Origin of the sequence: Streptomyces sp. NPDC060205, from assembly GCF_042728395.1 — a bacterium.
Lineage (GTDB): Bacteria > Actinomycetota > Actinomycetes > Streptomycetales > Streptomycetaceae > Streptomyces.
Genome location: NZ_JBHWZP010000084.1, coordinates 13,953 through 32,091, shown reverse-complemented (window position 1 = coordinate 32,091; position 18,139 = coordinate 13,953). Strand labels below are relative to the sequence as shown.

At 66.9% G+C, this 18,139-nt stretch carries 15 protein-coding genes and 3 pseudogenes; 11 read left to right on the top strand and 7 right to left on the bottom strand.

Annotated elements, in window-relative coordinates; all coding sequences use genetic code 11:
- The 7 genes and pseudogenes from ACFWGJ_RS17340 to ACFWGJ_RS17310 all read right to left on the bottom strand — a co-directional run.
- Positions 1–191 (bottom strand): DUF2637 domain-containing protein (locus tag ACFWGJ_RS17340; protein ID WP_387324993.1); only part of this gene is annotated, 191 nt, incomplete at its 3' end.
- A 753-nt stretch (positions 192–944) separates the two neighbouring features.
- Positions 945–1,948, bottom strand: a pseudogene (locus tag ACFWGJ_RS17335) (IS5 family transposase).
- A gap of 127 nt (positions 1,949–2,075) precedes the next feature.
- Positions 2,076–2,930, bottom strand: a pseudogene (locus tag ACFWGJ_RS17330) (IS5 family transposase).
- A 101-nt stretch (positions 2,931–3,031) separates the two neighbouring features.
- A complete protein-coding gene (locus tag ACFWGJ_RS17325; protein ID WP_387324991.1) occupies positions 3,032–3,772 on the bottom strand; it encodes an HNH endonuclease in 741 nt (246 codons plus the stop codon).
- A gap of 110 nt (positions 3,773–3,882) precedes the next feature.
- Positions 3,883–5,355 (bottom strand): AAA family ATPase, encoded by a 1,473-nt coding sequence (locus tag ACFWGJ_RS17320; RefSeq protein ID WP_387324988.1) that lies wholly within the window; start codon positions 5,353–5,355, stop codon positions 3,883–3,885.
- A 933-nt stretch (positions 5,356–6,288) separates the two neighbouring features.
- Positions 6,289–6,762, bottom strand: coding sequence for an SAM-dependent methyltransferase (locus ACFWGJ_RS17315; protein ID WP_387324985.1), 474 nt, complete (start codon positions 6,760–6,762; stop codon positions 6,289–6,291).
- 32 nt (positions 6,763–6,794) lie between these two features.
- Positions 6,795–8,183, bottom strand: a complete 1,389-nt coding sequence (locus tag ACFWGJ_RS17310; protein WP_387324982.1) for a Tat pathway signal protein — start codon at positions 8,181–8,183, stop codon at positions 6,795–6,797.
- A 273-nt stretch (positions 8,184–8,456) separates the two neighbouring features.
- Between ACFWGJ_RS17310 and ACFWGJ_RS17305 the strand changes: the two genes are divergently transcribed.
- The 11 genes and pseudogenes from ACFWGJ_RS17305 to ACFWGJ_RS17255 all read left to right on the top strand — a co-directional run bounded on the left by ACFWGJ_RS17305 (position 8,457) and on the right by ACFWGJ_RS17255 (position 17,900).
- Complete coding sequence (locus ACFWGJ_RS17305) at positions 8,457–9,056, top strand: ATP-binding protein (RefSeq protein WP_387324980.1); 600 nt, start codon at positions 8,457–8,459, stop codon at positions 9,054–9,056.
- Between the two features lie 114 nt (positions 9,057–9,170).
- Positions 9,171–9,713, top strand: a complete 543-nt coding sequence (locus ACFWGJ_RS17300; protein ID WP_387324977.1) for a DUF6624 domain-containing protein — start codon at positions 9,171–9,173, stop codon at positions 9,711–9,713.
- A 187-nt stretch (positions 9,714–9,900) separates the two neighbouring features.
- Entirely contained in the window at positions 9,901–10,893 is a 993-nt protein-coding gene (locus ACFWGJ_RS17295) for a hypothetical protein (protein ID WP_387324974.1), read from the top strand.
- 70 nt (positions 10,894–10,963) lie between these two features.
- Positions 10,964–12,469, top strand: a complete 1,506-nt coding sequence (locus tag ACFWGJ_RS17290) for an amino acid permease (RefSeq protein ID WP_387324971.1) — start codon at positions 10,964–10,966, stop codon at positions 12,467–12,469.
- Positions 12,469–13,827, top strand: coding sequence for a glutamine synthetase family protein (locus ACFWGJ_RS17285; RefSeq protein WP_387324968.1), 1,359 nt, complete (start codon positions 12,469–12,471; stop codon positions 13,825–13,827). Before ACFWGJ_RS17290 ends, ACFWGJ_RS17285 begins: the two co-directional genes overlap by 1 nt.
- A pseudogene (locus tag ACFWGJ_RS17280) lies at positions 13,811–14,275 on the top strand (endonuclease/exonuclease/phosphatase family protein); the annotation flags it as partial. The gene ACFWGJ_RS17285 and the pseudogene ACFWGJ_RS17280, both read left to right, overlap by 17 nt.
- A gap of 154 nt (positions 14,276–14,429) precedes the next feature.
- Positions 14,430–14,705 (top strand): endonuclease/exonuclease/phosphatase family protein, encoded by a 276-nt coding sequence (locus tag ACFWGJ_RS17275; RefSeq protein WP_387324997.1) that lies wholly within the window; start codon positions 14,430–14,432, stop codon positions 14,703–14,705.
- Positions 14,698–15,324 carry a GntR family transcriptional regulator gene (locus ACFWGJ_RS17270; RefSeq protein WP_387324965.1) on the top strand — a complete coding sequence of 209 codons (627 nt, stop codon included), beginning with the start codon at positions 14,698–14,700 and terminating at the stop codon, positions 15,322–15,324. Before ACFWGJ_RS17275 ends, ACFWGJ_RS17270 begins: the two co-directional genes overlap by 8 nt.
- Positions 15,317–16,285: an endonuclease/exonuclease/phosphatase family protein gene (locus tag ACFWGJ_RS17265; RefSeq protein WP_387324962.1), complete on the top strand. Its 969-nt coding sequence runs from the start codon at positions 15,317–15,319 to the stop codon at positions 16,283–16,285. Before ACFWGJ_RS17270 ends, ACFWGJ_RS17265 begins: the two co-directional genes overlap by 8 nt.
- A gap of 419 nt (positions 16,286–16,704) precedes the next feature.
- The gene (locus tag ACFWGJ_RS17260; RefSeq protein WP_387324960.1) at positions 16,705–17,532 is read left to right on the top strand and encodes a hypothetical protein; all 828 of its coding nucleotides are present in this window, start codon (positions 16,705–16,707) and stop codon (positions 17,530–17,532) included.
- Positions 17,502–17,900, top strand: coding sequence for a hypothetical protein (locus tag ACFWGJ_RS17255; RefSeq protein ID WP_387324957.1), 399 nt, complete (start codon positions 17,502–17,504; stop codon positions 17,898–17,900). The genes ACFWGJ_RS17260 and ACFWGJ_RS17255 overlap by 31 nt, the downstream gene beginning before the upstream one ends.
- Positions 17,901–18,139: the final 239 nt, after the last annotated feature.

The window sequence follows — 18,139 nt, the reverse complement described above, 5'->3', positions numbered from 1 at the left end:
AGGACGCATATGCCCGCGTCGATGCCGATCGGGAACACGTAGCTGAAGTTCCCGAAGCCCTTCTCCAGGGCCAGTTCACGCACCGCGGCGTAGGAGCCCGCGAAGCCGATCGCCGCGATGACGACCGCTCCGAAGACCACCACACCGATGAGGATCTTGTGCGTCTTGGTGAGCTGCATAGGCGCGGCCACGGTGGTTCCACTCCCCCAGGGGGCACTTCCTGAACAACTCTCACACTGCCATGCCGCGCTGAGGTATGCGACTGTTCACGCTTCCTGATACGACACCGCCAGCGAAACGCGATATCCGCACGAAGTGAGTCAGCGTCACACCGCACGATCCCTGTCGGGCCGACGTGGGGGGTGCCGCCGCGTCCACAACCTCATGGACATCGTTGGCTGAGAAACCGTCAGGAGAGGACCTCGGCGGTATCGCTGGCGTCGGCGGCCCGCCACCCCCACGCATCCTCTGCCTGCGCTGACACCTGTGACGGCGAGAACCGTAGATGGAATTGGCGGCGGGGATATCCGGCAGCGTGACCCTAACTCGTAGTCCTACGGCGCAATCAGGACGCCGAGACGGCCGACAGAGCCCGTCGCACCCGAGCGGGTGCCAGGCGAGACGTTGGACAAGGTCATCGACGCCCAAGACGCGTGGCGGCGCGCGATTCTGGACCGCGGAGTCAACCTTGCCGTCACGAAGCCACACGCGGTACCAGTACGGACCGGGCCCCGGGCAAGAACCAAACGACGTCCTGACACGCGAAACGTGGCACCGAGGCCTGGGTGAACCGGTCTGATCGACGGAGGCCTTCTTGTCAGCGCTCCGGGTGCAGCTCAGCATGAGCGTTGAGCGACGCCAAAGGAGTGGGGCGTGACGGTATCTTTCATTACGGGTCTGGTAGCTCTGGTCGGCGTCGTGCTAGGGCCTGTGTGACGTTGTGATCAGCCAGTTGCCTTCAGCAGGTCGTTGATCCAGATCATTGAGGCGCGGAGGTGGAGGCCGGCGAGGTAGCTCTCGGGCGTCTTGTCGTATCGAGTGGCGATGCCACGCCATGCCTTCAGCTTGTTGATGAGCCGCTCGACGGTGTTCCGCTCCTTGTAGAGGTCGGCGTCGTGGCGTGTGGGGCGGCCGCCCCGGCTGCCCTCTTTCTTCCGGTTGGCGGCCTGGTCCTTCTTCTCCGGAATGACGGCCTTGATGCCGCGTTTCCTCAGGTAAGAGCGGTTGGCGCGGGACGAGTAGGCCTTGTCCGCGGCGACAGCGCCGGGCCGGGTTCGAGGCCGGCCCACAGGCAGACGGACCCGAATCTTCTGCAACACGGGGACGAACTGCGGGCTGTCGCCGGCCTGTCCTGCGGTCAGCACGAGGGACAGCGGACGGCACCTGCGGTCCGCGGCGAGATGAATCTTGCTCGTCAGTCCGCCACGGGATCTGCCGAGCAGGGCCTGGTGCAGCCGGAACGTGCGCCGCCGCCGGATACGCCGTCGCTCTTCCTGCTCGGGGGCGTCCCCGCCGTCCTGCCCGTTCTGTCCCGGCGGGCCGCCCCTTTTTGCCGGGCCCGCTCCTGTTCGGCGGCGGCTTCCTCAAGGGCGTCCATGACGTCCTTGCCCAGGTGCATCCCGGCGGCGTCCTGGTGGGCGCTGGCCGTAGTGGCGTCCACGCTGACCAGGGACAAGTCCGTCGGTCCCCGGCGAGCGGCCTCGGCGATCATGCCCTCCAGAAGAGCGGAGAAGACCCCGGCGTCCCGCCAGACGCGAAAGCGCCCGTAGACCGTCGGCCACGGTCCGAACCCGGCAGGCATCTCCCGCCACTGGGCGCTGGACCGGAACCGCCAGATCACCCCCTCGAACTGCTCCCGCAGCCGCTCGGGGTACGGACCGTACTCGCCTATCGGCAGGTACGGCTCGATGAACTCCCACTGCTCGTCACTGAGTTGCGAACGTGTCACACCCAGCGTCCTACCAGGCCCCACCCACACACGGGACCAGAACCCGAGATTGATCACGACGTCACACAGGCCCTAGATGCGGTTTCGTCGTGCTGGGCCTGCAGGTCGGCGAGGAGCTCGGTGGTGTTCATGCGGCCAGCTCGAGGGCGTCGCGCCAGGTGGGGGTGGGTTCGGTGAGGCGGCGGGTCATGTTCGCGATCGATGCCCAGTAGACCCGCGAGGCCGAGGTATCGGCCGGTGGTCGTACTCACGGGGCAGCCGGCGGTGCAGCATCAACGTGCCGTTGGCCTGCTCCACGATCCACCGTTTCGGCTGTGGGACGAAACCTTTGCCCTGACCGTCGGGGTTGCGGCGGACGACCTCGACGTCGATGTCCAGCAGGGCTCCGTGGATGAGGACTTCGTCCTTGAAGCCCTGGTCGACCAGGACCTTCTCTAGACGGTTGCCGCACCGCTCGGCCGCCTGGTCGAGGAGGGCGGTACCGGCGGCGTTGTCGTGAACGGAGGCGGCCAGCACCACGACGCCGATGATCAGGCCGCGAACGTCGACGGCCAGCCCTCGCTTGCGGCCCGACACCTTCTTGTTGGCGTCCAGCCCCGTCGTGGCCTTCGGGACGCCCGCGGCCGCGCGGACCGACTGGGTGTCGATGATCACGAGGGACGGGTCCTCTAATCGCTTCGCTCTCTCCCGTACCTGGCAGCGCAAGAGTTCCTGGATGCGCTGGTCAAGTCCGTCCTGGCGCCACAGGCCGAAGTAGTAGAACACCGCTGACCAAGACGGCAGATCATGCGGGAGGTAACGCCAATTGGCAGCCCGTCCGGTTCTGATAGAAGATCGCGTTCACGACCTCCCGCAGGTCACAGGAGCCCGGATCTCCGGTCGCCGACCGCTTCACCCGGCCCTGCTTCCAGGCTGTGATCATCGGCTCGATCAACGCCCACTGCTCATCCGTTAAGTCGCTCGGGTACGGGTCTCTCTTCACGCCCGCATCTCTGCATGGACATGCCGACTAGATGTCGCGTGCGACGATCAGTCCCACGATCGAGCGATCACGAACCGAGGAAGATCGGACTTAACGCCCTCTCAGATGGTGAACCCGCCATCGCAATACCAGGTGCTGTCGGCTAGGGCCTGGTACATGGCTCCCTGCCAGCTATTGACACGTGCGTGGCGGCGACTTTCCGCCTGGTCTACAAGGAACGCGCGGACCTTCACGGCGCCTTGGGCGGGGGCAGCGCTGTACAGGTTCGTGAGGTGGTAGGCAATGCCGCTGATCTCCGGAGCTGCCTGGGCTGCATAGAGCTTTGGGAGCTGGAAGAGTACGCAATGCCGTTTCACGCGTTCGGTCAGGGAGGCGTCCCAGTGAGCAGGTGGGTCGACGAAGAACTGGACGGCCGCCGGCTTCGTTTCCACGACGGTGGCGGCGAGCCAGGGATCGTCGCTTATGGTGTCGAAGTAGGGGTGCAGTGTCTCCTGTTCGCGGCTGCTCGGCGCGGCGTCGAGTTTGAGCTTGTTGCAGTCGGCGCAGGCGGGCACCAGGTTGAGCGGGGCCACGGCCAGCGCAGGAAAGAGTTTTTTGGGCAGGTGGTGGTCGAGGGTGGAGACGTTGCGCTGCCCGCACAGAGGGCAGCACCCACCCGGGGCGCTGAGGATCAGCTCGTCGTAGATGCCCCTGCCCGAGGCGCCCTTCTTGGCCATGCGGCTCTTATAGACGGCGACCATCTCATCGTTGGTTACCTCGGCAAGCTCGAAGTCCTCGGCCTCCAAGGTGTGCAGGCCCGCACCGCTGGCGGCGGCGGTGTACTCGGAGTCGGCGTCGACCACTTCCTGGACGGACTTCTTCAGTCTTTTGCGCAGATCGGTGTCCCGGACTCGGCTGGTGCAGGCGCGGAAGGCTGCATCAGCGCTATGACGCGGCGGCGGGACAGGCCACATCAGCGGCTGCCCTCTGCTTCCCGCGCCGCGAGCAGGGTCCTGACCAGGATCCGCGCTTCGCTGCCGAGCTGCCCGTCGAACTTCTCCAGTACCTCCTCGTATGTGTCCGCTTCCTCGAGGGCCTCGTCGAGGAGGCGGTGGAAGCCCGAGTGCGTGACTTCCAGCCCGAAGATTTCACGGGTGAGGACTCCGACGTTCTCCCCGAACGTCTCGATCGTCGGCCGCTCGACGACGGTGTCCCAGCCTGAGCGCCGGATCTTCCAGACACAGCTGCGGGGCACTTCCTGGAGCACGACGGGCGAGTGTGTGGCGATGATCGCCACCCCGTTGCGGTCGGACAGTAAGTCCGACAGAGCGCGGGTGAAGGCGCTGAGCAAGGGTGGGTGCAGGTGGGCCTCCGGCTCGTCCAGCAGTACCAGGGAACGTTCGGAGACGGTCTCGACCAGACGGGCCATCGTCAGCAGCACGATCTTGTGGCCGGAGCTGAGCTTGCGGAACAGGAGGCGTGCCTGTCGTCGCAGTTCCTTGTCATCGGTGGCCGCATCCGCCAGCCCGGCCACACCAGCGTCGCTGAAGATCGGATCGCTCTCCAGCATGGTGAGTGCTCGCCGCCAGCGCGCCTGCCGGGCGCCGTTCAGGCACACCCTGACACTCTTGCCGAACTCGGCGGCCAGGGCCTGCCAGTCTTTGGGGCCCGACTCGTCGGGTTTACGTACGTGCTTGAGGCCGATGTAGGAGTACTCCAGGCCACTGGCCTTGTTTCGCGGGCTGGGCAGCGGCTCGAAGGGGTCGAAGGCACTGAAGGTGACCGAGACGAGGTTGGCGAAACTGCCCCGAAGCCCGCCCTGGTCAACTTCGAAGGTGCCGACCTCGTCAGCCGTGGCTCGCTCATCCGCGAGCGCGCGCGTCATGTGGTTCAGTGCGTGGGTCTTGCCCACGCCGTTGCGCCCGATCAGCACGTGGATATTGGTCGGTGGCTGGGACTTCGGCCTGACGTCGAACGTCAGCGGCGTCGAAGCGCCGCTGCTGGCCGCGGGCGGCGTATAGACGAAGTGGTACCGGGTCCGTCGGGGCCCGCCGTGCGCCATGCGACGGAACTGACCCTGCACAGTGGCCCGGGGGACCGAGCGCAGGAGCGAGGTCCCGGTGACGTTCTCCGCGAGCGCCCGCTGAAACAGTTCCTCATCGAAGGCCACGTCGCGCAGAGCTTGCAGCACCTCCGCGCGAAAGTCGGTGCTGATACGACCGAGGTCCCTGTAGTAGCTGTCGTCCTGTCCCAGCGAGAAAAACCGGTCATCCAGCTGCTCGAACGTCGAAGGCAGATCGGGTCTGCTCTGCCCCTTGGGCATGTCGAACTGACCGATCTTCACGGATCCGATCGGCGTGCGGTTGTTACCCGCGTCCTGGTACGTCAGCCGGTACTGAGTGTTGTACTGGAACCAGTCGTCCCAGTCGTCGGGCACCACAATCATGCACCGTCCGTCGTACCGGTGAAGCTTCCGGTCTGGCGCAACGACGAAACGCACCCTGCCCCCTCACCGACCTGCCCGAGCGTGTGATTGTTCGGCCACTCAACCGGTCGATTTTCTCACACCCCGTCGACAGGTCACGGTGGTTACCGCGTCCGTGTGACGCAGGGAGGCTTCTATCGCTCGGCGGCGGCTGCGGGCAGGAAAAGGCTGCCCGGTCCGGGTCCGCCGTCCCGGTGTTGCCGCTGTCTGTCCGGACTACCCCGCCTGTGCCGTACGTCCGTCGGGCGCGGGAGCGGTGGTCCGTAGCGGCACCAGGGCCCACACCTGGCGTCCCTCGTCGGTCATCTCCGTCCCGCAGCGTCCGGGCCCGGCTCCTGTAGGGCCGCCAACGTGTCGGCCGTCTCGCGTTCGGCGGTCTGCTGGTGGCTCAGGCACAACACGAGGGCCAGGCCGTTCTGCTCGGACAGGTGGAGGCTGCCGGAGACGAACACCGCCTATTAGGCAATGGTGAACGCTTTCAACCAACACCCCGACCATCCATTCCGTCCCCGTGAGCTGCACGAACTCCTCGACCTGCCCACCGACGAGGCATCCGTCAACGTCACCCGCGCCCGCCTCGGACGTCTCCTCCGCCAAGGCTTCCTCACCCAGCCCGCACGAGGCCGCTACCAGAAACGGACTTAACGCCCTCTCAGGCCGTAGGTAACACCCCAAGTATCGGGGTGCAGCGCGAAGCCGAAGGTGGCCCCGCACTGCTGGTGCAGGTCGGTAGCGAACCAGCCGAAGTCGATCAGCTCAGCGGTACTCCGCTGGACGACGGCGAGTGCGTACTCGGATCGTGGCTCTGCAGTGGCGGCGGCCACGGATCTGGCCCCGATCTGTGTGATCTGGTCGAGCGTCCGGGATCTGCGAACGTACGCTCGCTCGTCGCGTTCAACTGACAGCTTCAGCCCAGTAGTCCTTGAGCATCTGGCCTGGCCAACTGGGCTCGCGAACTTCGCCGCGCGGTCCCATCTCCTCGAAGAAGGGCGCAAGGTCGTAGATCGGTGTTCCGTCGACCGCGTCGAGGTCGGCAACGTGCAGGTCCAAGCTGTCCACCTTCAACAGCCGCGGGAAACTGGTCGCGAGCTGGTTTGGACGCCGGTGATTCCTGTGTGCGAACGTGCCTGAGGGCTCCCACCGGGAATCGCCTCGCGGGCTACGCGCGTGCAGGGCAACGTCCTCCGGCGACGCCTGGCTGAAGTGCCAGGTCACCACCAGATGCGAGAACTCGCCGAGACCCTTAACAACGTCGATTGGATACTTCGAGTCGAGACGAATGATTGATTCGACGCCGCCCCAATAGTCGTCCGCGATCTCTGTGCGTCCGCCGATCACAGTACCGATGGGCTCGATCTGCAGCGTCATGGCGCTTCCTCTCATCCCTCAACCTGACGTGATCAATCTACGGTGCGCAGGTAGTCGACGGCCCGGGCTTCCAATTCGACAGCAGACGGGATGCCACGGCGTCGGTACGGCGACAGCAACTGACGCATCTCCACCACGCGTTGGCGAGCCCGTCCCGAGTAGATACCCTGCTCCATGGCGTCGAGGGCTCTGGACCACGTTGCGCACGCTTCTTCCACGCTGCCAGCTGACATCTGTGTGGCGCCCAGGTACCCAAGTGTCACTGCGTGCGTACGCTTAAAGGCGGCTCCGCGTGTCCGCACACTGCGCCCGAATTGGCCGATCGCGCCTTTCTGATCGTCGAGGAGGCGCAGGGTGCAGGCCGTCTCGTGAGCCAGTGACGCCTGGCCAAAGAAGAAGGTGCGGGTCGGCTCTTCGATGCCGTCGTGCGCACTTCGCAGGTCACCTTCGGCGCGGAGGAGAGCTTTGGCTGCCGCCGTCTTTTGTCCATTCGCGGCAAGACAGCGGGCGTGGACGACACCGAGCAGCGCCCGCTCTCGCGGGGTCGCCGGCTCGTAGCGTTGACGGGCAACTGAGGCCGAAGACAGCTCCAGAGCTTTGTTGAACAACCCTAGGTCTAGAGCTTGGTGGGCCATGGCGCGGAGAATGTGGCCTGAGAGCGGGGCATCGCCGGAGCGGGCTGCCAGCTTCAGCCCAAGCGCAAAGTAAGGCTCAGCGACGTCGTGTTCGCCGTTGTCGAAAGCCATCCACCCGGAGAGGTAGGCCCCCTCGGCGGCTGCGGAGTACATGTCGCGGCGCACTCGGTCATTTGGGAACTTCCCCACCAAGTAGCGGGCGACATCGGACCGGAGGTACTCAACAAGAGCGGAACGGCCGTGGCCGCCTCCCCGCCTCTGGTCCATTCGCGAGAAGGCCAACGTCATCTCGCGCACGCTTTCAACGTCACCGCGGCCGACGCGTTGCGTGCCTTTCCGCTCCGCGTTTGAAGGCTCCTTCGCCATCTCGACCCACCAGGACTCTGCTGGTAGGGCTAGGGCAGCAGCTGAGTACACGCCGCCGCGCAGCAGGCTCCGTCTGTCCGGGTCCAAGTCGGTGCTCCCCAAGTCGTTCAGCGCGATCAATGGATCGACGCGCCAGTCCAGCGCCCCCTGTGATGGCGAATTGGGCGCTGTAAACCCGGCTTCACTTGCTGTGACGACTCGCCTCAGACGACGGGACAGTGCCTCGCACATGATTATGGGGGCCTGCCCAGACGGCTCATGCCCGTCCACCCAGTGCTGCACGTGCTGCCGCGCGGTGCGGGTGTATTCGGTCAGGTTGCTCTCGCTGGCGACCCGCACGAAGGCGTTCGCTGCTTGGGCTCGTGACCAGGCTGCTTCTTTGAGAAGAGCCTCAAACCGCTCGTTCCGCTCGCGCGCCATGGTGCGCCCCCGCACTACTAATGATCTTGAGTCACGTTCGCCAACCCGCACTCGCGCTTCTACGCCGAGTTGGATGTACCAACCTAATACCAAACGGGGGCGCGGGTTTGAGCTACTGGCTGAAAGTGCCCACTGCAGGCCTTCCCGGCAGCTCGATGGTGAAAACGATCTTGCGTCACGTTTGGCAGCCGCGTGCCTCTCTCCTGGTATCCACAACTGGTCAATCGCGGTTCGCTCTACGTACTCACCAAGCGACGTTTGTAAGGGGAGCCGATGGCTGAGCAGCGCATCTCCAAAAGGGCGCGTCCTCCACTGGATTCCCCTGTCCAGGAAAACATCGTGCGCGTCCCGCCCATCTCGCTCTGGCCCAGTCCCTCGGGCGGAGACCTCGGCGTGACACCGACTGGAGCCATCACACAGAACGATTTCAGCGCCTCCTTCGGATTCATTCCTTGCAAAGGCATCGAGGTAGTCGTCAAGCGCAGTGCCGGTTCCAAAGACGGCGCCGTCGATCCTGCGGATGCGGTGTGGGTGAGGGACCTGCGTCGTACTGTCCGACGCGGGCTCGACCGGTTCGAGCTGCCCGACATCGTCGACAACGCGGAACTACTCGTCTCCGAGCTGGTCACCAACGCATTCAGACACGGACACGGCGATGTCCGCGTGCGCATGCTTTTCGAGCACGGCCGGATGCGGCTCGAAGTGCGGGACGGTTCACACGAACTCCCCGAGCTGCGTGCCGCTGACGTCTTGGAGGAGTGCGGTCGCGGGCTGTTCATCGTCCGGGCCCTGGCCGACGACTGGGGCATCAGCGCCGACGGCACGACGACCTGGTGCTCCCTCAACTTGTACCCGCTCGACCATGCCCCCTAGACGCCGTCGGGCCACAGCCATCGGGCCCAGCTCCCCGCACGGAGCAGGTTCACCTCGGGCTGTGGCCCGGCGGCCCCACCACCCCCGTCTGCCTGCTTCGAGGAAGCATTCTTCATGACCAGACCGCAACCCTCCCGCCCGGACCTGAGTGTGAGTTTCCTGCGCTGCATGTGGCGTGTGCAGGAGACCGAGGCGTGCACGCCGCGAACGGAAGCCGCCCTGCGCGTGATCGGTGGCATATTCGCGGAGCACACGCATCTTCTGCGCGTCACGCTGGCAGAGCACGGCTGGCCGGGATATCGCCTCGTGGGCGAGCAGGGGTCGAAGGCTGCCTGGCAGATCGCCACACGCTGCGGGGACGGCGTGCTGCAGGCGCGTGCGCTCGAACTGCTGGGGCGGGCGGTCCGCCAGGAGGACGCCGACCCGCAGCACTACGCCCTGCTCGATGACCGCCTGTGTCTGTACCGAAACGAGCCGCAGCGGTACGGGACCCTCTACATCCCGACCGCGAGCGGCGAGTTGAAGATCTACCGCGTCCGGGACCCCCAGCGGCTCGACGACCGCCGTCACGCCCTGGGCCTGGAACCGCACGCCGAGTACGCGCAACGGCTGAGAGTCGACGTGCTGCCCCTCGACGTGACAGCCGCCTCCGGCTGACCCCATGAACGCCGCCGGGCAGCAGCCGCACCACCCGTCTCCCCCGGGCGGGTTCCCGCCGACTGCTGCCCGGCGGCCCCCACCCCCCCGGGGTTCTCTTGAAGTTGAAGGACTCCTATCCCTATGCCCTTGCTTTCCCCTTGGTTACAGACGTCCAAAACGCGCCTGGTCCTGCGGAGGTGTCACCGTGTCCACTCGTGACATGCCCCTGATCGATCACGCCGCGGGCAGCGACGAGGCGCTGTATCCGGTCTTCGAGGAACTGAAGCTCGGCCGCTACCGGCTCGTGAAGGAGGTCCTGGCCGCCACGGGCCACGACTGGCAGGTGCGGACGTTCCGCAGCCAGGTCATCGCCCTGTACGCGGCCCACACCCCGGCGATCGACTACTGGTACCAGGAGGAGCCCCACACCGCGGACTCCCTGCTGATGTGGGCCCGCGTCCTGACGCAGCGCGTGTTCGCCCTCCAGCTTCCCCACGGCGACCCCGCCGTGCTGGCCGCAGCCGACCAGGCCCGCCGCGTCTGTCACGCCGCCATCACGGCGAGCCCGAAGTGCCCGGCGGCACGGGTGTGCCTGCTTGCGCTGGCACAGTTCGACGCCGATCCGCGCTACCCGCAGAACCAGCACGTCCACTGGGCGCCCGGCCCCAACGGTCTCCCTGCCGGTCCGTGGCCGCTGTTCTGGGCGGTACGTCAGCGGGACCCGGAGAACCGCGAGGCCCATCAGCGCCTCCTCCAGTTCTTCTACGCCCGCGGAGAGGGCGCCCACTCCGTCGCGCAGTGGCTGGCCATGAGCGCCGGCGAGTGCTCGAACCTGCACATGGTGCCGCTGTACGCCTTCGCCGAGGACTTTAGGCAACGACGCAACCGCCGAGGAGCCAGCGACTTCACGTACTGGACGGGGCACCAGATCCGGCGCTACGTGCAGCTGGCGAGAGACCACTGGTTCGCCTACCTCGACGAGGAGACGCGCGCCTCACCTGTCCTGTCACAGGATTTGAACCTCCTGGCCTGGACGCTCCTCAAGAGCGGCGTGGGCGGCGCCGGCCCCGTCTTCGAGGCGATCGGCCCGTACGCCACCGCCATGCCGTGGCAGAGCCTCGACAACCGCTCCAACTGGATCGCTGACTTCCACAAGGCCCGTACCTACGCCCTCAACAAGCAGCACGTCAGCTGCTGAACCAGTTCCCGCTCCCAAGACTCCTGCCCCTCCTCCAGACCCTTCTTCGACATCACGAGGACTTACACCCTTGTCTCACTTAAGAGCAGCACGCATCGACGATGACGCCGCGCTGATCGCTGAGGGCATCACGCCCACGCTGGCCCGCAAGATGGGCAGGTTCGGCAACTACGCCGTCTCGTTCTCCGTCATCTGCATCCTGGCCGGCGGCATGACGCTGTTCGGGTTCGGCCTGCACAACGGCGGCCCGGCCGTGATGGTGTGGGGCTGGGTCGGCATCTTCGCCATGACCCTGGTCCTGGGCTCCTGCCTCGCCGAGGTGACCTCCGTCTATCCCACGGCCGGCGCGCTCTACCACATGGCCGACCGGCTCGGCGGCCCCGGCTGGGCGTGGCTGACGGGCTGGCTCAACCTCCTCGGGCTGGTCGGCGCCATCGCCGGGATCGACTACGGCGCGGCCTCCTTCATCGGCGCATTCGCCAGCCTGCAGTGGGGTTTCGAGCCCACGCCCGAGAACACCATGGGCGTCTTCGTGTGCGTCCTGCTCCTGCACGGCCTGCTCAATTCCTTCGGCGTCGGCCTGGTCGACGCACTGAGCAAGATCTCCGTGTGGTGGCAGTTCTCCGGCGTGTTCCTGATCGTCGTCCTGCTCGTCGCCGCCCCCGGCGAGCGCCAGTCCCCCGGCTTCGTGTTCACCGAGTACTACAACGACTCGGGCATCACCAACCCCCTGTACGGGGCCGGTGTCGGCTGCCTGATGGCCGCGTACACGTTCTGCGGGTACGACGCGTCCGCCCACATGGCGGAGGAGACCACCCAGGCGCAGAAGTCCGCACCGTCGGGCATGGTCCACGCCATCCTGTGGTCGGGCATCGCCGGGTTCGTACTGATCGTCGGCATGCTCTTCGCGATGGAGAGCTACTCCGGCACCCTTGAGACCGCTACCGGGGTGCCGCCCGCGCAGATCTTCATCGACGTCCTGGGCGTCGGCGTCGCCAAGGCCCTGCTCGTGGTCGTGATCGTGGCCCAGCTGTTCTGCGGCAACGCCGAAGTCGCCGCCGCCAGCCGGATGGCCTACGCGTTCTCCCGCAACCGGGCGCTGCCGGGCTGGAAGAGGTGGAGTAGGGCCAACGCCCGCACCCAGAATCCCACGGCCGCGGTGTGGCTGTGCGTGTCCATCGCGTTCGTCCTGGCCCTGCCGAGTCTGCACTCGCCCGCCGCATACGCAGCGGTCACCGCGATCAACGTCCTGGGCATCACGCCCGCCTACGCCATCCCCGTCTTCCTGCGATTGAAGGCCGGCAACCGGTTCCAGCAGGGACTGTGGAACCTGGGCCGGTTCAGCAAGCCGCTGGGCGTCCTCGCCGTCGCCTACGTGATCGTGCTCACCGTGTTCTTCTGCCTGCCGCAGGCTTACCCCATCACCTCGCAGTCCTTCAACTACGCGCCCGTCACCCTGGCCATCGTGCTCCTGGGGGCGTGGATCTCCTGGATCACCGTGGGCAGGAAGAACTACGCCATGCCCCTGCCGGCCGCCACCGCCGCGGACTCCGCCATCGCCGGAGGCATGGTCTGATGCACGCCACCGACACACCGCCACGCACCGGCCTCCTCTCTCTTGGCCAACTTCACGATGCCGTGGTCGACCTCCACATCCGCACGGTGACGCCTGTCGTCCCGGACATGCACGGCCTCCTCAGAGGCAAGCGCCTCGACGCCAACCTCTTCCTCGACCAGGTCAAAAAGCAGGGCGATACCGCGGGCGAGATGTGCTCGTATGTCCTGACCACCGACCGGCGCATGACCGTGAGCGCGGCGAGCAGGTACCCCCTCACCGGATGGCACCACGGGTTCGGGGACATGAGCCTGCAGCCCGACCTGGACACGATCCGCTTCATGCCGCACACCCCCGGCGTCGCACTCGTGCACTGCGACGCCGTCGACACCAACGGCAAACGCCTCGGCAGCGCTCCGCGCGAACTGCTGCGCCAGCAACTCGACCTCCTGAAAGAACAGGGGTACGAGATCCGTATCGGGTGGGAGTCCGAGTTCCTGCTCCACCACGGCCCTCGGCCCGTCACCCGCCACAACGCCGACTACGCCCTCAACCTCCCGCCGAAGCTGCACGACTTCTTCCACAGCCTGGAACAAGCTCTCTTCAACGCCGAAACCCCCGCCGAAGCGATCAAGGGCGAGGGTGCGCCCGGCCAGCTGGAGGTGACCTTCCGCTACGGGGAGGCGATGCGGGCCTGCGACAACTACACGGTCTACCGGCAGACCCTCCAGCACGTCGCCGAACAGCGCGGCCTGCGCGTGAACTTCATGGCCGCACCGAGTGACGAGGTCGGCAACGGCCTGCACCTGCACCTGTCCCTGTGGAAGGACGGCGAGCCGACGTTCGCCGCCCCGCACGACGGCAACCGGTCCCAGCCCCTGCAGTACGCGATCGGCGGGCTCCTCAAGAGCCTGCCGGACCTGGCGCCGCTGTGGGCACCAGTGCCCAACAGCTACAAGCGCTTCCGGCCGCACTCGTTCGCACCCCTCTACATGAACTGGGGTGACGACCACCGCGGATGCGCTCTCCGGATGACCGGCCACGGCCGCGGCCGGCATCTGGAGCTGCGGATGGCGGGCGCCGACGCCAACCCCTACCTGGTGGCCGCCGCCGCCATCGCCGGCATCCTTCGCGGCCACAGGGAGAAGATCGCACCACCCCCGCCCTGCCCGGGAGACGCGTACCGCGACTACGGCTCTGCGCGCATCCACCGCGACCTCATCGAGGGCCTGCGCGCCTTCATGAGCAGCGAATTCGCCATCACCGCGTTCGGTACCAGCGTCCTGCACCACTACGGCGTCGCCGCCCAGCACGAGATCGACGTCCACCGCGAGCGGGTCACCGACGTCGAACGCCAGCGGGGTGACAGCCGTGCCTGACCTCAGGACCCCGGCCACGCTGCGCGCCGTGACCTACAACCTGCTCCACGGCGGTCTGGACGGTGACGGCCGCCTGGAAGAGCGTTTCGACACGGAGCTGGGCATCCTCAAGACCCTGGCCCCTGATGTGCTGGCGCTTCAGGAGTGCACCCGCTGGGACGAGCACGACAGCCGCCGCCTGAAGACGCTGGCCACCGAGACGGGCATGCTCGAAGCCGACATGGTCGCTTCCCGCATCGGCGACGGCCGCAACTTCACCGCGCTGCTGTTCCGCCCGCAGAAACTCCGTCTGATCGACGTGCGACAGCGCGGCCAAGGCGTCCTGCACCACGCCATGATCCAGGCCCAGCTCCAGCCGCTGTACGCGCCCGACGGCAGCGCAGACTTCACCGCCCTCGCCACGCACCTCGCCTTCACCGACGGCGACACCCGGCTTGTCGAGGTACGCGGGTGGGCCACCGATCTCGGCGGTGTCCCCCGGGCCATGTTCCTCGGCGACTTCAACTGTGCCCGCATGGGCGACGCTGACGTTTACGACTGGGACCAGATCCCGCAGTACCTCCACGCGCGCTACCGCCTCGTCCGGCCCAACGGGACGTTCGGTGACGCAGACCTGCGGGCCATGCAGGTCCCTGCTGGCATCCGGCTGGCAGGACCCAGAGACCATCACCCAGGTCCGCAGGGCCCCCACCGTCGGCTACTACTACGCAGGCGAGCAAGGGGACGTGTGCCTGGACCACATCCTCGTGCGCGGACTCACCGTCCGCTCCTACCAGACCTACGACACACAGATGGCGCGCCGTGTGTCCGATCACCTGCCGACCGTCCTCGACGCGGAAATCGACGCGCCCGCTCAACGGGAGTTCAACCATGGCTGACGCCCGCGACAACACCCCCCGCAGATCGCGCGTCAATGCCGGCACTCAGATTGCCGGGGTCCTGCGCGGCGAACTCGCCGACCTCACCTGGGCACGTGGCGAGGTCCGCCGGGCCGGTGAACTGGTCAGCCGTTTTAAGACCACGGCCTACGTGATCAGCACCGCAGTGCAGCTGCTGCGCGATGACGGCCTCGTGGAGGTACGGACCGGCGGTGGAGGCGGCATCGCCCCGTCGGGCACCACACCCGCCCAGTGGCGCGAAGCTGCGCGGCGGGGCACCCACGGACCGGGCATCGAGGAGGCCGTCCGCCGGCGTATTGGCGACGGCACCTACCCGGTCGGCGCTCTCCTGCCCAGCACGGCCACCCTGGCGGCCGAGTTCGGCGTCGGGAAGTCCACCATCTCCCTGGCCCTTGTCCCCTTCAGACAACAGGGCGTCCTCACGAGCGCCGGACCCAGTCCACGAGACGGCACGCTGGTCGCCACGCCCCTGCCCGCCGGCGCCGATCCCGTGCCGGCTACGGACCGCCCGCACACAGCTGCCCCCTCCACTGCCGGGCCACTCCACGACCACTTTGAGCGGACACCACACAGTGAGGAAGGTGACAGCCGTGCCTGAACCCGTGGAGCAACCACCCAGCACCCAAAGCAACCGCGAGTCCGTTGTCACCGTCATCTCTTCCAACATCGAACGCGATGGCGGCCCCGACGAGAACGACCAGCCTCCTCCGCGCTGGTACGCCATCCATGAACTCCTCGCAGAACATCAGCCTGATGTACTCCTGCGCCAGGAGACAACGCACAGTCTGGCCAAGGGCCAACGGCGCAAGCACGAGGCCGAACGGCTGCTGGACATGCGGGGTTTCCTCGGCGGGCAGGGCTGCGGCAACAACCCCACGGGCCTGTTCGTACGGCCCTGCGTCTTCGATGTCCACCAGGAGTTCGGGCCCGCTCCGCTGTGGCGCACACCTCCTACCCACATCGTCGCCAGGCTGCGGGACGTTCCCACGGTCCCGATCGTGATGATGAGCTGGCACCTGGCCTTCAACTCCCCCCGCGGCCGGGAGCGAGAGACCGACGACATCCTCGCCGCCGCCGACAAGATCAACCAAGGGATGGCCTTCCTCGGGGGCGGCGACGCCAACGAATACCCCCACCCCGCCGGCGAGAGCGTCGCGCCAATCGACTGGAGCAGCCAGGCCATCACCGACCAGCTGCACCGGATGCACCGCACCAACCCCGGCCCCGGCGGAACACGCGTCAGCTGTACCTACGCCGACGAGACCCTGCTGAAAGCCGGTCTGCACGACCCTGCTCGGTATGCCGCGCACACGCTGGGACAAGCCGACGCGCTCCGCGCCACCGCCGGACAGAACACAGCACACCAAGGCGGCGAGCGCCGCATCGACCGCATCTACACCGACCCCTGGCTCATCAATGCCGTCACCGAGGTCAGCGTCATCGACACCACCGGCCTCAGCGACCACCACGCCGTCAAGGTCGTCTTCTCCCGCACCGGCATGGCCGAAGCGCTACGCCGCAACGTCGCCCGCCTGGATCCGTACGACCTCGCCCCCTGAACCCACAGACCGAGTTCAGGAAAATTCGAATCCCAGGTGCGGCGGCGACCACCGGTCCGACTACATCGTGACCACGCACCACCTCTCCCGACAGGTGCGGTCCAACCCGTGATCGGCACACCCCGCGCACGGGACGCCGCGGACCATCTCCCGAGGGTGGCGCGCCTGCACAGAACCTTCTGACCAGACCAGTCCCCGAATCGAAGAAGCCAAGGACAACGACGGTGCGGCCCGACCATCCCGCATTCCTCCATCCCGGCAGCCGAGATCAGCAGCGCCAGGGCCCACGGACGCCTGCCGGCGGCCGTGGCCTGCACTCCCCGAGCACCCCGCGTCGCCAGTCGGCGGGCGACGCGGGGCCCCCGGCAGCCACCACGGCCGCCCTGCCCCCACATCCCTCACAAGGAGCTGTCCCGCACATGCACCTCGTCATGCACCAGGAAGCCGACCCCGAGTCCGACGAACTGGCCACACGCCTGTGGGACATCGCCGAAGAAATTGCCCCGCTGGTGGCAGCCGTCACCCAGTTACGGCTGCCCGAACCGGCGGTCATCCGTCTCATGACATACGACAAATGGAAGGAAGCACACGAAGAGAGTTCACTGCGCCGGCTGCACGCCGAAGCTGAGCAACTCGGCGCCGGCTCCACTGCCAAGCTGAAAGCCAAGCTCCAGCGGACCGCCCACCTCGCGACGAGGTTCGTGTTCTGGCCGATGATGATGGGCGAAACGGTCGAGCTGGTGCCAGGGAGTCCCGAACTGGTCATCGTGCCCGACGCGCTGCGGCACGCCGGCGTCCTCCACGACGGCCGGGTGCTGCACAAAATGCTCGCCCATGAAATGACGCACCTGGCGCAGTACGCAGCCGATCGAGGCGCCATGTGGGCGGACCAGGAGAGCTACTTCCCGCAGCAGCGCGGAGTCACGGACCGGGCCCACACGTTCCTGATCGAAGGACACGCCTACTGGGCGGACCGGGAGATCACCGCCAAAATCTTCGGTGAGCCGGTCACGACCCAGGAGATAGCCCCCGATGCCTCCGGGCGGTATCGCAAACTCGCCAAGCGCTCCATGCCGAAGAAGGTCAAAGCGGCCCAGGCACGCAGCCTGGACGCCATAACGCAGCTCATCGCCGGACAGGGGCCGGACGTCTTCAACCGTGTCTGGCTCGACCGCACGCTGGTCCCCACCCTGGCCGAAGCCGAGCAACCGGCCCGATGGATCGAACGTCTGGCGACTGCCCGATGACCGCCTGGCAGCTCACCGAGCCCGAGTACCTGAACCGGCCGATGGCTCTGGCCCTGGAAACACTCATGACCGCGCAGCTCCCTCTCTCCGGTCCTCAGCTCAGCACCAAATCAGGACTTGGCGTTAGCAGGCTTAACCCGGCGCTGCTGACCGCCGGATTCGTCGACCCCGCCGCCGACCTGGGGTTGGCCTTCGCCAGAACCGCCGGCCACTGGCGCGCGGGCGACCGCGACCACCGCTCCGACTCCATCCTGCCCACGAAGAGCCTCAGTTGGCGTGTGCAGTCCTACACCGTGATCGACACGCCTCGCGCCCGTGGCGCCGCGGACCATCTTCCGGTGGCGGCGTACCTACGCAGAACCTCCTGACCAGACCAGTTCCTCAAAGAAGCCAAGGACAACGACGGTGCGGCCCGACCATCCCACATTCCTCCACCCCAGCGCTCGAACCCAGGGTTACCAAGTCTCAGGGACGTCTGCAGGTGGCCGCAGCCCGCACCCCCCAAACACCCCGCGTCGCTCGTCGGCGGGCGACGCGGGGCCCCCGGCAGCCGACCGGCCGCCGGGACAGCACAGAAATCCGACACCGTCGGAGGGCACCGACCGGG